At 60.2% G+C, this 14,796-nt stretch carries 11 protein-coding genes and 1 tRNA gene; 8 read left to right on the forward strand and 4 right to left on the reverse strand.

Annotation, left to right across the window (positions count from 1 at the left end):
• Positions 1-3 precede the first annotated feature (3 nt).
• Together AC07Y9_RS11075 and AC07Y9_RS11080 are read left to right on the forward strand one after the other, a co-directional pair.
• Positions 4-243, forward strand: coding sequence for a sulfurtransferase TusA family protein (locus AC07Y9_RS11075; protein WP_007930235.1), 240 nt, complete (start codon positions 4-6; stop codon positions 241-243).
• A gap of 41 nt (positions 244-284) precedes the next feature.
• Entirely contained in the window at positions 285-1,355 is a 1,071-nt protein-coding gene (locus AC07Y9_RS11080; protein ID WP_007930236.1) for an AI-2E family transporter, read from the forward strand.
• Positions 1,356-1,445: 90 nt separating this feature from the next.
• On the opposite strand, the gene AC07Y9_RS11085 is transcribed toward AC07Y9_RS11080, so the two are convergent.
• Together AC07Y9_RS11085 and AC07Y9_RS11090 are read right to left on the reverse strand one after the other, a co-directional pair.
• Entirely contained in the window at positions 1,446-1,919 is a 474-nt protein-coding gene (locus tag AC07Y9_RS11085) for a peroxiredoxin (protein WP_092298776.1), read from the reverse strand.
• 10 nt (positions 1,920-1,929) lie between these two features.
• Complete coding sequence (locus AC07Y9_RS11090; RefSeq protein WP_007930238.1) at positions 1,930-2,490, reverse strand: glycine cleavage system transcriptional repressor; 561 nt, start codon at positions 2,488-2,490, stop codon at positions 1,930-1,932.
• Between the two features lie 327 nt (positions 2,491-2,817).
• On the opposite strand from AC07Y9_RS11090, the gene dapA reads away from it, so the two are divergent.
• The 5 genes from dapA to AC07Y9_RS11115 all read left to right on the forward strand — a co-directional run bounded on the left by dapA (position 2,818) and on the right by AC07Y9_RS11115 (position 6,502).
• Entirely contained in the window at positions 2,818-3,696 is an 879-nt protein-coding gene (gene dapA / locus AC07Y9_RS11095; RefSeq protein ID WP_009042590.1) for a 4-hydroxy-tetrahydrodipicolinate synthase, read from the forward strand.
• Between the two features lie 17 nt (positions 3,697-3,713).
• Positions 3,714-4,826 (forward strand): NlpB/DapX family lipoprotein, encoded by a 1,113-nt coding sequence (gene bamC / locus AC07Y9_RS11100; RefSeq protein ID WP_007930240.1) that lies wholly within the window; start codon positions 3,714-3,716, stop codon positions 4,824-4,826.
• Between the two features lie 4 nt (positions 4,827-4,830).
• A complete protein-coding gene (locus AC07Y9_RS11105) occupies positions 4,831-5,589 on the forward strand; it encodes an MBL fold metallo-hydrolase (protein WP_102679244.1) in 759 nt (252 codons plus the stop codon).
• Between the two features lie 28 nt (positions 5,590-5,617).
• Positions 5,618-6,328 carry a phosphoribosylaminoimidazolesuccinocarboxamide synthase gene (purC, locus tag AC07Y9_RS11110; RefSeq protein ID WP_007930242.1) on the forward strand — a complete coding sequence of 237 codons (711 nt, stop codon included), beginning with the start codon at positions 5,618-5,620 and terminating at the stop codon, positions 6,326-6,328.
• 84 nt (positions 6,329-6,412) lie between these two features.
• Positions 6,413-6,502 (forward strand) — tRNA-Ser (locus tag AC07Y9_RS11115).
• Positions 6,503-6,677: 175 nt separating this feature from the next.
• On the opposite strand, the gene AC07Y9_RS11120 is transcribed toward AC07Y9_RS11115, so the two are convergent.
• Positions 6,678-12,701 (reverse strand): VCBS domain-containing protein, encoded by a 6,024-nt coding sequence (locus AC07Y9_RS11120; RefSeq protein WP_102679243.1) that lies wholly within the window; start codon positions 12,699-12,701, stop codon positions 6,678-6,680.
• Between the two features lie 786 nt (positions 12,702-13,487).
• Here AC07Y9_RS11120 and AC07Y9_RS11125 point away from each other — a divergent pair.
• Entirely contained in the window at positions 13,488-13,976 is a 489-nt protein-coding gene (locus AC07Y9_RS11125) for an Hpt domain-containing protein (RefSeq protein WP_102679258.1), read from the forward strand.
• 109 nt (positions 13,977-14,085) lie between these two features.
• On the opposite strand, the gene AC07Y9_RS11130 is transcribed toward AC07Y9_RS11125, so the two are convergent.
• A complete protein-coding gene (locus tag AC07Y9_RS11130) occupies positions 14,086-14,715 on the reverse strand; it encodes a response regulator transcription factor (RefSeq protein ID WP_102679242.1) in 630 nt (209 codons plus the stop codon).
• Between the last annotated feature and the right edge of the window lie 81 nt (positions 14,716-14,796).

The following is a 14,796-nucleotide window of genomic DNA, read 5'->3' on the forward strand; positions in this document are numbered from 1 at the left end:
GCAATGACTGATGCTGTAGCCCACGACGCCGAGCTCGATGCCAGCGGACTGAATTGCCCGCTGCCGCTGCTCAAGGCCAAGATGGAACTCAATCGCCTGGCCAGCGGCGCGGTGCTCAAGGTGATCGCCACGGATGCCGGCTCCCAGCGCGACTTTCGCACCTTTGCCCGTTTGGCCGGTCATACCCTGCTTCGCGAGGAAGACGAGGCTGGGGTCTATCGTTACTGGCTGAAGAAGGCCTGAACCGCCCCGGAAATCATCGCGCCTCTGTCTAAGGATCATTGATGTTCAAAGTGTTACGCGACTGGATTCAGCGCTACTTCTCCGATGAAGAGGCCGTGGTACTGGCCGTTCTGTTGTTCCTGGCCTTCACCGCGGTGCTGACCCTGGGCGGCATGCTCGCGCCGGTGTTGGCGGGGATGGTGCTGGCCTATCTGATGCAGGGGCTGGTGCTCACGTTGGAACGCTGGCGTTTGCCTGGCGGGGCGGCGGTGGGCCTGGTCTTTGCCTTGTTCATGGGGCTGCTGCTGGTGTTCATCGTGGTCGTCGTGCCGCTGTTGTGGCATCAGTTGATTACCTTGTTCAACGAGTTGCCGGGAATGCTCGCCAAGTGGCAATCGTTGCTTCTGTTGTTGCCGGAGCGTTATCCGCACCTGGTGTCCGACGAACAGGTGCTGCAGGCGATCGAGGTGGCACGCGGCGAGATCGGCAAGTTCGGCCAGTGGGCGCTGACCTTCTCGCTGTCCAGCCTGCCGCTGCTGGTCAACATCATGATCTATCTGGTGCTGGTGCCGATCCTGGTGTTTTTCTTCCTCAAGGACCGGGCGATGATCAGCCAGTGGGTGCGCGGTTACCTGCCGCGCGAGCGGGCCCTGATCACCCGGGTGGCTCAGGAGATGAACCGGCAAATCGCCAATTACATTCGTGGCAAGGTGATCGAGATCGTCATTTGCGGCGGGGTGACCTACATCGCCTTCGTGGCCCTGGGGCTGAACTACGCGGCCTTGCTGGCGTTGCTGGTGGGGATTTCGGTGGTGGTGCCCTACGTCGGAGCGGTGGTGGTGACCGTGCCGGTGGCGCTGATTGCCTTGTTCCAGTGGGGCTGGAGCGACCAGTTCATCTATCTGATGGCGGTCTACGGGATCATTCAGACCCTTGACGGCAACGTGCTGGTGCCGCTGCTGTTCTCCGAGGCGGTGAATCTGCATCCGGTGGCGATCATCTGTGCAGTACTGTTGTTTGGCGGGCTGTGGGGCTTCTGGGGGGTGTTTTTCGCGATTCCCCTGGCCACCCTGTTCAAGGCGGTACTGGATGCCTGGCCGCGCAAGGAGCCGGTTGTGGCGCCCTTGCTCTAGAGCGGCCCTGCTCTGGAAATGAAAAGGGGGGGCGGCTGAATCAGCCGCCCCCCCTTTTTTAGTCGGTTACCTTTTAGTCGGTTACCGCGCTCAGGCCTTGTTCAGCGCCTGCGCGGCAGCCAGTACCGCATCCACGTGGCCTGGCACTTTCACGCCACGCCATTCCTGGCGCAGCACGCCATTCTTGTCGATCAGGAAGGTGCTGCGATCGACGCCCATGTATTCCTTGCCGTAGAGCTTCTTCAGCTTGATCACGTCGAACAGTTGGCAGACGGCTTCGTCCTTGTCGCTGATCAGCTCGAAGGGGAATTCCTGCTTGCACTTGAAGTTCTCGTGAGACTTCAGGCCATCGCGGGAGATGCCGAACACCTCGGTGTTGGCGGCCTTGAACGCGGCGTATTGATCGCGAAAGCCCTGGCCCTCGGTGGTGCAACCCGGGGTGCTGTCCTTGGGGTAGAAGTAGATCACCACCTGCTTGCCCTTGAGCGCGGCCAGGCTGACGGTCTGACCGCTGGTGGCCGGGGCTTCGAAGTGGGCAACAGGTTGGTCGATGGCAACGGCCATTGGGGCTTCCTTACATTGGGTTCTGTGGGCGCCAGGGTTCGATCAGCGCATCGAGATTCATTGCGTCGGCGAAGTCCAGGAACTGATCGCGCAGCCAGCTGATCTGGGTGCCGGCCGGCAAGGTCACGGTAAAGGTGGCGTTGAGCATGGTGCCGCCGGTCTGCGGGGCCTGATAGGTATCGCAGGTCAGGTTTTCCAGCTCGACATGGTGGTCGATGAAGAACTGGCACAGTTCATTGACGATGTCCGGGCGGTAGGCGGCGCTGACGTAAGCCACATAAGGCAGGGCCTGCGGGCGGTTTTCCAGGGCCGCGCTGCGCACCACGTTGACGGTGAAGGCGTATTTCTTCGCCAGCGACGGCAGGCCGGCCTCCAGGCGCGCCAGGGCATCCCAGCTGCCGGAAACCTCCAGGACCAGCGCACTGCACTCGCCATGGCGGGTCAGGCGGGAGGTCACCACGGCGCAGCGGTTTTCATGGCTGGCGCGGCACAGGACGTTGGTCAGCTCCATGGGGTTGGCGCCGAGGGCACTGATGACAAGGAATTGTTCGCGGACTGTGGGGGTGGACATGCAGCATTCCTAAAGCGATGAGCGGTCGATACTTTTGCAGGCTTGAGTACTGGGTAAACGTCCGGATGCGGTTTCAGAAGCCCTGAACCGCCAGGTTGCGACGAGCTCCATAAAAGGCGAGAGCGAAGGGCGGCAACGCAGGATTGGGGCTTCGGATGCCGAAAAGGGAGGCTGGAACCCGGCGTACAAGCTTATCAGTACCGATCAAAGCCTGAAGGGTAGCGAAATACATCGCTCAGGGGAATGCTCGCAGCGCGGTACTTCGCTTGTGCAAGCATCTTGGCGCCAGTACCATTACCGCTCTCTTTTTCCGGCAGGAGCGGTTGCATGATTGCGGGCAGTATGGTGGCACTGGTCACACCCATGGATGCACAGGGTCGTCTCGACTGGGACAGCCTGAGCAAACTGGTGGACTTCCACCTGCAAGAGGGCACCAACGCCATTGTGGCGGTCGGCACTACAGGTGAGTCGGCTACCCTCGATGTGAACGAACACATCGAAGTGATTCGTCGCGTGGTCGCTCAGGTTGCAGGGCGTATCCCGGTGATCGCCGGTACCGGCGCGAACTCGACGCGCGAAGCGATCGAGCTGACCACCAATGCGAAGATCGCCGGTGCCGACGCATGCCTGCTGGTGACCCCTTATTACAACAAGCCGACGCAAGAAGGCCTGTATCAGCATTTCCGTGCCATCGCCGAAGCCGTCGATATCCCGCAGATCCTCTATAACGTGCCGGGCCGCACCGCTTGCGACATGCAGGCCGAGACCGTGATTCGCCTGTCGACCGTGCCGAACATCATCGGCATCAAGGAAGCCACCGGTGACCTGCAGCGCGCCAAGGACATCCTGGCCGGCGTGAGCAGCGACTTCCTGGTGTACTCCGGCGACGACGCAACCGCCGTCGAACTGATCCTGCTGGGTGGCAAGGGCAATATTTCGGTGACCGCCAACGTGGCGCCAAAAGCCATGAGCGAGATGTGCGCCGCCGCGATGCGTGGTGATGCCGCCACCGCCCGGGCGATCCACGAGAAGCTGATGCCGCTCAACAAGACTCTGTTTATCGAATCCAACCCTATTCCCGTGAAATGGGCCCTGTGCGAGATGGGCTTGATGGCGAACGGTATCCGTCTGCCGCTCACCTGGCTCAGTGCTGCCTGTCACGAACCGCTGCGGCAGGCCATGCGCCAGTCCGGCGTATTGGTTTAATTGAGGAAGTACTACGCATGAAGCGATTGGCCGGACTTTCCGCACTTGCCTTGATTATCTCCAGCACCAGTGGCTGCGGTTGGATTTGGGGGCCGGAAGGCTACTTCCGTGACCGCGGCAGCGATTACCTGCAAGCGCAACAGACCGCACCGATGCAACTGCCGTCGGATGTCAGCACCTCCAAACGCCTCGATCCGCTGTTGCCGATTCCGCGCAACGTGGCCGACGACACCGTCAAGGGCGAATACATCGTGCCGCGTCCGCAGCCGTTGGGCTCGGTGGCCGATGCCAGCGACTACACCCTGCAGAAGAGCGGCGATGCGCGTTGGGTCATGGCCCAGCACGCCCCGGCCGAAGTCTGGCCGGTGGCCATGCAGTTCTTCCAGGACAACGGTTTCCGTATTGACGAACAACGTCCGCAAACTGGCGAGTTCACCACCGCCTGGCAGCGTTCCGACGAACTCTCCGCATCCATGGCCAAGCGCCTGGGCAGCGTAGGTTCGGCCGATAACGAAACCCGCGTGCGGGTGCGTATCGAGCCAGGCGTGCAGCGCAATACCAGTGAAGTCTACGTGGTCAGCGCCGAACGTCCTGTCGGCAGCACCTCCAACGTCGATTTCACCAACCGCTCGGTCAACACCAGCCTGGATGCCGCGCTGGTCGACGAAATGCTCGCCAGCATGAGCCGCAGCGCCGAGAAGGGCGGTTCGGTCTCCCTGCTGGCCGCCCGTGATTTCGATACCCCTAGCCGTGTCAGCCTCACCGAAGACGGCAGCGGCAACGTGGTGCTCAACCTCGGCGAAGACCTCGACCGCGCCTGGTCGAGCGTCGGCCGCGCCCTGGAACAGGGCGAGTGGCGCGTTGAAGACATCAACCGCAGCCTGGGCCTGTACTACATCAACCTGGCGGAAAAAGCCGAGAAGAAAAACGACGAGCCGGGCTTCTTCGGCAAGTTGTTCGGCAGCGCACCGGCCAAGGAAGAAATCGAGGCCCGCGCCGAGCGTTATCAGGTTCGCCTGAGCAAGGTGGGCGACAACGTCCAGGTCACCGTCGAGAAAGACATCAACACCGTTGCTCCGCCTGAAGTGGCGCGCAAGGTCTTGACTGTGATTCAGGACAACCTGGGCTGATCCGATGCGTTTCGCCGTTCTCGGCAGTGGCAGTCAAGGGAATGGCACGCTGATAGCCAGTGACGACACCTACGTCCTGGTGGATTGTGGTTTCTCCTTGCGCGAAACCGAGCGGCGCCTGCTGCGCCTGGGGGTAGCCCCCGCGCAGCTGAGCGCGATTCTGGTAACCCACGAACATGCCGACCACGTGCATGGCGTGGGTTTGCTGTCTCGGCGCTACAATTTACCGGTCTACCTCAGTCGCGGCACGTTGCGCGGGATGCGCAAACCGGTGGAAGCCGCGGGTTTTCTCGCTGGGGGCGAGACGCTTCAGGTCGGTGCCTTGAGCATCGACGTGACCCGCGTCGCCCACGATGCGCTGGAACCTGTGCAGTACGTGTTCAGTGACGGCCGGCGGCGTTTTGGCCTGCTGACCGACCTGGGTTCCTACTGCAACACGGTGATCGACCGCTATCGCGGGCTGGATGCCTTGATGATCGAGGCCAATCACTGCCGCGACATGCTGGCCCGAGGTTACTACCCGTATTTCCTCAAGCAGCGGGTCGGTGGGGAAATGGGACATTTGAACAACCATCAGGCCGCAAGCCTGGTGGCCGAGTTGGGCTGGCAGGACCTGCAGCATCTGGTACTGGCCCATCTCAGCAGCAAGAACAACCTGCCGCAGCTGGCCCGGCAATGTTTTGTCGACACCCTCGGGTGCGACCCGGACTGGCTGCAACTGGCCGATCAAGATTCAGGGCTCGACTGGCGACACATCGCCTAGCCCACCTACTTAGCAAGCGGAGCCCATCATGGAAAAACGTGAAGAACTCTACCGTGGCAAAGCCAAATCGGTTTACAAGACCGACGACGCCGACCGCCTGGTCCTGCTGTTTCGCAACGACACCTCGGCGTTCGACGGCAAGCGTATCGAGCAGCTCGATCGCAAAGGCATGGTGAACAACAAGTTCAACGCCTTCATCATGCAAAAGCTCGAAGAGGCCGGCGTGCCGACTCAATTCGACAAATTGCTGGGCGACAACGAGTGCCTGGTGAAGAAGCTGGACATGATCCCGGTCGAGTGCGTCGTGCGTAATTACGCCGCCGGCAGCCTGGTCAAGCGCCTGGGTGTGGAAGAGGGCCTGAAGCTCAACCCTTACACCTTCGAACTGTTCCTGAAGGACGACGCCAAGGGCGACCCGTTCATCAACGAATCCCACGTCGTGGCCTTCGGCTGGGGCACCGCCGAGCAACTGGCGCGTATGAAAGAGCTGTCGCTCAAGGTCAACGAAGTCCTGAGCAAGCTGTTCGACGACGCCGGCCTGCTGCTGGTGGACTTCAAGCTGGAGTTTGGCGTATTCCACGGCCAGATCGTCCTGGGCGACGAGTTCAGCCCGGATGGCTGCCGCCTGTGGGACAAGGAAACCCGCAAGAAGATGGACAAGGACCGCTTCCGTCAGGGCCTCGGTGATGTGATCGAAGCCTACGAAGAAGTCGCAAACCGTCTGGGCGTACCGCTGTAATCGACGCAACCGACTGATAGCACGGAAAAAATTTGCCCGAAGGGCTTCGCTTCGGGCAAAGGTGCTGTTATGATGCGCGCCGTTGGAGAGATGCCAGAGTGGCCGAATGGGACGGATTCGAAATCCGTTGTACCTTCGCGGGTACCTAGGGTTCGAATCCCTATCTCTCCGCCATTATTGAAGTAGCCGAAGCCCCTGAAAACGTTAAAGTTTTCAGGGGCTTCGTCGTTTCTGGCTGTTTTTATTCCCCCCCGCTTGTTCCCCCATCTGGATTTCGAAAAGCTGACTGCGGGGCCACTCGATTCACATCGAGCATACTGACCCTCCCAGCCAGCTCCAGCCCAATGCATCACGCGGTCAGCGTATGGTCGGCCTCCCCGAACCAGGTGCGTACCAGATCGGGGCTGGGGGTGCCAGTGTGGTCAAGTACCGCCACATCGACGAAGTGCTTGCCATTGTTGGCGCCATCGGGATCCACCTGCACCGTGATGTCGCTGCCGGACTGCGCCAGTTGGACAAAGTCGGCTACCTGGCTGGTGCCGCTGACGAAGTTGGCGTTGAGCAGCGTGGAGAGGTCGAGGGTGTCACCTTCGGCAAAGTTGTAGTCGAGGATATGGTCGCCGCCTTCATTCGCGTTGAGGTAGGCGAACACGTCGGCTCCCGCGCCGCCGCTGAGCGTGTCCTCGCCGCCACGACCCACGATGATGTCGTTGCCGTCGCCGCCACTGAGCGTATCCGCGAGCATGCTGCCCACCAGTGTGCCGCTGGATTCGCCGTGGAAGCTGACTTGGGTGCCGGCTTCGCCACCGTCGGTGACCTGGAAGTCTTCTACCGAGTAGTGCCCCAGCAGGTTCACCTCGGCTCGATGCGTACCATCGTCCACCGTCAGCAGGCCACCGGCGCCAGAGGCGTTGGCGGTGTAGCCGAGCTGGATGTTGGCGCCAAAAGCGAGATCGCCGAACGTCAGCAAGTCATCGCTCTCGAGGCCGAGGATGCCGACCAGCGAGCCCGCTGCTTCAGCCTGGGCGATCACCAGCGAGCCCGCACCTTCGCCGTGAAAGGCGACGGACGTGTGTGCGGCGCCAGCGAAGGTCAGGCTGGCATTGCCGTCGATGGTTGCGCTGCCATTGCCGGTCACGTCGGCCAGCAGGTGCAGGTCACCACCGTTGGCCCACAGATGGCCGGTGTTTTCGACCGTGCTCGCCACCGTCATGCCGCCTGTGCCTGTGGACTCCAGCACACCACTGTTGGCGATGGTGTGGGTGCCGGTGTCGAGCACCAGACTGTTCAAACCGCTGGCCAGGATCAGCCCCGCATTGGCCAGGATCATTTGCCCGGCACCCAACTGGCCGGCGCCGGAAATGCGGTTGTCGACATTGGTCAGCACGGTGTCGGCGCTGCCGCCGAAAATCACGTTTTGCGCGTTGTCGGATAACAGCACCTGGCCGCCACCGGTCAAGGTCGTGCCACGGAACAGAATCTCAAGACGGGTCTCGTTACCGGCGGAGCCGAGTTCGATGGTGCCGCTGTTATGGATGCTGCCACCGAACGGCATGATCGCGCCGTCGGCAATGGTGAGGGTGCCGGTGTTGCTGGTAAGCGGGTCCCTATCGAACTGGAAGTTTGCTTCGCTCAGGTCCGCCGCATCGACACCTCTCAAGGTGACCGTCTGGCCGGAGCCGATGCTGACCAGGGCATTGCCGTTTACGTCGTTGCTGATGCTCAAGTCAGCGAAGGCGGTGACGCCTGTGAAGCCGATCAAGTCGATCTTGTCCGCCATGACGTCGAAATTGTAGATCTGGTTGTTACCGATTGGCTGGGCGAAGACGAACGTGTCGGCACCGGACGAACCGGTCAGGTTGTCATCAGCGGACAAGGCAAAGATCGGCGAACCTGGGGCATAGACTTCGACGTTGTTGAACACGTAGGCGCTTGCGGTGCTGCCGTCACTGTTGCTCCAGTACATGTTGACATCAAGTACCAACGCACCTGCGAAGTCGCTTGGGGTTGTCACGGTCAAGGCGCCGGGATCGTTGGTCTGCACGGTCCAGGTGCCGTCGCCATTGTCGGTTCCAGCATTGAACACCCACCCCGAAGGAATGCCACTGATGGCCACTGTTACGGGGCCGTTAATCTCGGCCAGTGGCATGTCGAGGGCCAGATTGATGGGTTCGCCGGCAACGCCTGCCGGAAGGTTTGCACTGCTCCCGGCAGCCCCGGGATTACCCGCCAGGTCGGTGTAGCTGTTCGCGGCAACGTCGACTTTTATGCTACCGCCCAGCGTTCTGGTCAGCGTCGCGGTGTAGGTATCGCCATCGACCTGGGTAAAGTTACTGAAGGTTCCGCGGGGCGCTCCGCTCGTCGTAGTCACCGAGACATCCGAGAGGTTGAAACCGCTCACTGTCTCACTGAACTGGAATGTGACCGTCGACGTCGAGCCGATCGAACTGGCTAAGGCCGTCCCTGTCACTGTCACCGTTGGCGGCACGCTATCGACTGGCGTCTCGACTACGTTCTGCACATTCACCGTAATGGTCTGCGTGTCGGTTCCGCCATTGCCGTCGGCCACCTGGACGTCCACAACGTAGGCGTTGTCGCCGTCGGTGCCACCGACATCCTGGGCATTCTCGTAATCGGGCGCCGAATTGAATGTCAGCACTCCGCTGGAACTGATCGAGAATTTGCCGAAGTCCGTCCCGGCCGTATTCAGGATCGAGTAGCTCAGCGTCTGCGTTGGTAGATCAGCATCGCTCGCCACCACCGTGGTGACGGCCGTGGTGTTCTCCACCACATTGATCGAAGCCGTCGCACCACCGCCGTTAGAGGTGATCACCGGGCTGTTGTCGTTGACTCCTATCACGGTTACGGCGATCGCCTGGTCGTCAAACAGCGTGCCGTCCGACGCCCGCACAATCACGTCATAGACATTGTTCGTTCCTGAATCCGTCGGCGCTTCAAAGTTGGGTGCAGAGATAAAGCTCAGCGCGCCTGTGCCTGAAACGATCGAGAACTTCGTGGCATCCGCTCCGCCGACGATGCTGTAGCTCAGTGTCTGTGCCGGCAGATCGGCATCGCTCGCCGCCACTGTCGTGACCGCTGCGGTGTTCTCCACCACGTTGATCGAAGCCGTCGTACCACCGCCGTTGGAGATGATAGTCGGCAAATCATTGCTGCCGGCGATATGCACAGTGACCGAAGTCAGGGTGCCGTCGGCACTGCTCACTGAGAAGGTATCGGTGTAGGTCGTGCCGGCGGCGAACTCGTTGTGGGCGGAGTCGGCGACGTAGGTCCAGGCACCGCCGGTGCCGATGGAGAATTTGCCGTAGTTGCCGGCGGTGTTGGTCTGCGCGACGAAGGTCGCGGCGCTGTCGACGTCGCTGATGGTCAGGTTGCCGGCGGTGGAAATGTCAGTGACGGCATTGGTCTCGGTGAGGTTGGCGATGTTGGCGGACAGCACGGCGGCATCGTTGGTGCCGAGGATATGCACCGTGACCGAAGTGAGGGTGCCATCGGCACTGCTCACCGCGAAGGTGTCGGTGTAGGTGGTACCTGCGGCGAACTCGTTGTGGGCGGTATCGGCGACGTAGGTCCAGGCACCGCCGGTGCCGATGGAGAATTGGCCATAGTTGCCGGCGGTGTTGGTTTGCGCCTGGAAGCTTTCCGGGCTGTCGATATCGCTGACGGTCAGGCTACCGCTGGTGGTCAGTGGAGCATTGGTTTCGCTCAGCGTGACGCTGGCCGAGGACAGCACGGCGGCGTCATTGGTGCCGGTGACGGTAACGGTCACCAGTTGAGTGTCCACACCACCGAGGCCGTCGCTGACCTGCACGCTGAACACTTCGTCATGACTCTCGCCCGTCTTCAGAGACTGCACGGCACTGGCAACGCCATCGGTGCCGTTGGCCAGGGTGTAGGTCCACTGGCCGGCGCTGTTCACGGCGATCGAGCCATAGCTGCCGGTATTTGCCCCGACGATGCTCCAGGTAGCTGTGGCATCGTGGTCGATGTCGGTCGAGCTGAACTGGCCGCTGACGCTGAGGGTGGTGTCTTCCTTCACGGCACCGGCATCATTGCCGCTGGCGAAATTGAGCACCGGCGCGTCGTTGCTCCCGGTGACGGTAATGGTTACCAGTTGGGTATCCACGCCGCCCAGGCCATCACTGACTTGCACATTGAACACTTCGTCATGACTTTCGCCGGCCTTCAGCGACTGCACGGCACTGGCAACACCATCGGTGCCGTTGGCCAGGGTGTAGGTCCACTGGCCGCTGTTGTCCACGGCGATCGAGCCATAGCTGCCGGTATTTGTTCCGACGATGCTCCAGGTGGCCGTGGCATCGTGGTCGATGTCGGTCGAGCTGAACTGGCCGCTGGCGCTGAGGGTGGTGTCTTCCTTCACGGCGCCGACATCGTTGCCGCTGGCGAAATTGAGCACCGGCGCGTCATTGCTGCCGGTGACGGTAACGGTCATCTGCTGAGTGTCGACGCCGCCGAGGCCATCACTGACTTGCACACTGAACACTTCGTCATGACTTTCGCCGGCCTTCAGAGACTGCACAGCACTGGCAACGCCATCGCTACCGTTGGCCAGGGTGTAAGTCCACTGGCCGGTGCTGTCCACGGCGATCGAACCGTAGGTGCCGGTGTTTGACCCGGCAATGCTCCAGGTGGCCGTGGCAGCGTGATCGATATCGGTCGAGCTGAACTGACCGCTGACGTTGAGGGTGGTGTCTTCCTTCACGGTGCCGGCATCGTTGCCGGTGGCGAAGCTGATTACCGGCGCGTCGTTGCTGCCAGTAATGGTGATGCTGACGATCTGCGTCGCCGAGGTCGCATTAGCCGCGCCGCTGTCATCGGTGGCGACCACCGTGTATGAGAAGGTGATGGTTTCACCGGCGCCGAGGAAGTCGAGGTTCTGGCTGCTGTTGTAATCCCAGCTGTTCTGATCGACCGAGAAGCCGGCGATCAGTGCCGAAGCCACGCCCGCATTGAGCGTGCCGCCGCTCCAGGCGATGTCGCCGTTGGCGGTCTGCGACACCGTCACCGCGTCGATGTTGTCCAGGTCGGCAAAGCTCAGGGCACCGCTGTCGCTCAGTGTGGCCGCAGCGTTGCCTTCGTTCATGGCGCCGGCAGTGTCGGCAATCATCAGCGTCGGCCGGTCGTTGGTGCCGGTGATAGTAATGGTCACGGTCTGCACCGCGCCGTCGCCGATCGCCACGTCATAGGTCTGGGTGACGGTCTGGCCTTCGCCCAGGAATTGCAGGGCGGCGTTGTCTACCGCGAAGTGCCAGCCCAGCGAGCCGCTGCCCGTGCCGGTGCTGTCGTTCAGTGGGTCTGTAGTGAAGCTGCCCAGGTAGCCGGAAGCGCCCGGCGTGACGGTAACGTTGTGGGTGTCGATCAGGTCGGCGTCGGTAAAGGTGATGCTGCCGCTGGCAGCGTAGTCGCCGCTGTCTTCCTTGGCATCTCCGGTCTGCACGCCGCTGGTGATCTGCACCTGGTCGTTGGTGCCCGTGATGGTGATGGTCACATTCTGCGTTGTCGACGAGCCGTGCCCATCACTGATGGTGACCACATAAGTTTCGCTGGCCGTCTGGCCCTGGGCCAGGGACTGGGCTGCCGCGTTATCCAGGGCGTAGGTCCAGTTAACGGTGCCGTTGGCCGTATTGGCGGCTTCAGCCACAGAGGCGAGGGCGAAGTTGCCCAGCGCTGTGGCATTGCCTTGCGCCGCCACAAAAGAGGCGGTGTGCGTGTCGCTCAGATCGACATCGCTAAATGCAATGGTGCCTGTCGCGCTGTGCGAGTCGGCCGGGCTCGGCGTCGTGGCTGCATCTTCGGTTACCGTGCCGGCCTGTGCGCCGAGGCTCATCGTCACGCTGTCATTCGCACCTGCAAACTGCACCTGCGCGGTGGCCCAGCTGAGCGTGCCATTGCCGAGACGAATCGCATACGTAAAGCTGTCTGTCAGGGATGCTCCGGCAGCAAGCGCCTGAAGTTGCGCCTTGAAAGCAGTCGATAAAGTCGCGGCGTCGTAGCCGACTTTTCCATCGGACGTAATCCAGATTTTTGCACCATTGAAGCTGGTGTCGGAACTCGTCGCCTCAACTCTGCTCGTGTCCTGGACCAGGAGATCGGCCGGAGCGTAAACCTTGGTGGCAGTAGAAAGGCTGGTCGCGTTATCGAGTGACCAGAGTGTCTTTGCATTGCCACCCAGGTCATTGGACATGACGTCCAGATACACGACCCCCAGCAGGTCTTCAGTGATGCTTGCGCTGCTCGTGCCAATGACGCCGGTAGTGAAAATGTCGTCCTGCGCCTGCGGCGTATTGGAAAACGAAGTTGCGGTGCCGCCGCTGGTCGTTGTGGTGGTAGCCATGTCTTTCTCCCGAGAATGCTTTTTTGGAATCGCCAGGTCCTGCTGACAGGACGAAGTCCCGTGCGTGTACCGCTCAGGGTGTCAAGGAGCGGTGCAAGGTGATCCCGGACATCGTCGGCCGTCTGAGCCTGCGGGAAGAGGGACGCAGGTGGCGCGCAGGTGAAGAAGTTCGCCGTACTTGAGAAGCGAATCGCAGGAGCGGTTGGGCGAACATGAGCCCAAGCCCGGAGCTGCGCTGCGCATGGTGCGCAATAGCCTGAGAGCACCCATATGAAAGGGACTCCTGAAGTAATGGCTGGATGAAGCCGGATCGTGCCGATTCAGGGATACGGCCTTTCCTGATATCAGTTGGATAGTTGTTTAGTTGTGGGGTCAGGCCTTGTAAAGGTGTTAACCGGGAGTAACAGTACGAAGTGCCAATATTCCGACAAGCGGGTGTTTTGGTGTCAATATTGTGTCGATGTGTTTTTGGCGAAATGCTCGCCGGCACCCGGCGCTGATGCGGCTCAATGAGCTGAAACCCTTATGCGGCAAGGGCTGGCTGGGTCATGCCAGTGCTGGATACCTGCAAGTTGCAGCGTCAGTTGTTAAAAAAAACGCCAGAGCATTTTTCTGGCGGGCTTTTTCATACTGTCCGGACTTCAATGTCTAGGGGGGCTCCCTGAATAAGGCCGCCCTGTTCAGCGCTTTGAGAAACGTCTGATATTCGCCTCCAGGAGTTTTGCCTAGCCTGATCCGTATTCAATGAACGGGCCGCGGCATATTCAAGTGAGCAAGGAGGTGGATATGAATAGGCAGAATGCACAGACCGGCGCAACGCCGGAGACGGCAGGCTTCAACACCGGCGTAAGCATGGATGACGAGATGTTTCACGCTATCCGGATCGGCTCCGCCGTGTCGTTGCTAGAGGTGCTTGGCAGGCTCATGGACCTTGCTGGCGACAATGAACAAATCGCACGACGGCTTATCGACGACGTAAGGACCTACCAGATCAAAGACCTCGAACTGTTGCGGACGTACTGCGCACAAAACGATCGGCAGGCCATTGCCAGGCTGTGCCACAAGATGGCGGGTGCAGCTTGTGTGTTGAAGTACCAGCCGCTGATTTCCAGCTGCCAGCAGCTGAGGGACGTCAGTCTCGCGGGGACCTGGCCGGTGCTGTTGGAAAGGGTGCAGCTGGTCGAGCAGGCGTTGCTCAACCTCAAGGACATCTGTCTTGTAGCCATACAGGATGATGGGCCAATCAATCTGAGAGAACTGCCTCGTGAGCGCTGATTCCTCTGCTGCTCTAAGGGAGTAGTACTCGATGTCCCGTCGCAAAACCGATAAGTCGTCGATTCTGAAACGGACAGATGTCCATGCGCTGCTGGGTTTCGCAAGAGGCCTATATGATTCCTTTCTGCCTGGCTATTTCAATCAGGGCCAGAAGGTTGGTGGTGTTGAACTTCTTCAAGAGTCTGACTTTGTAAGTGCTGACCGTTTTATGACTGATAAGCAGAGTCGCTGCAATCTCCCTATTGTTAAGACCCTGTGCCAATAACCTTAATGTGGTGATTTCCCTGTTGGTCAGTTGGGAAGCGGCAATGCTTTGCATCTGGTTGGTGTGAATGCTTTCCTGCAACAGGAGCAGAGAACTTTCAGGAAAATAGGTATGCCCCGATAACAGTGCCTTTACTGCATCTCCGACCTCATCCAGCGCTTCGTCTTTGCAAATGAAACCTGCTGCGCCTCCATGCAAACAACGTACGGCAAAATTCTTTGAGTCGCTGGAAGTCAATATCAGAGTTTTTACCAGAAAGTTATTTGCCTTGAAGTGGGTGAGTACCGATAACCCGTCCAGTTGCGGTAGATCGAGGTCAAGTATCACCAGGTCTGGTTTATGTGTGCGAACAACTTGAATGGCATCGACGCCATTGTCTGCCTCGGCGGCGATATTGTGACCGTTACGCTCAAGTATGACTTTCAATGCGACCCTGACCAAGGGGTGGTCGTCGACTATTACTATGGATCCCATAGTGTGCTCTCTCTATATTGATTGTGCGTGTAGGTTTTATATTTTTACTCTCTATATTCAATTCTTCTCATTGAGGTTGGG

This window comes from Pseudomonas sp. GW456-L12, assembly GCF_059424045.1.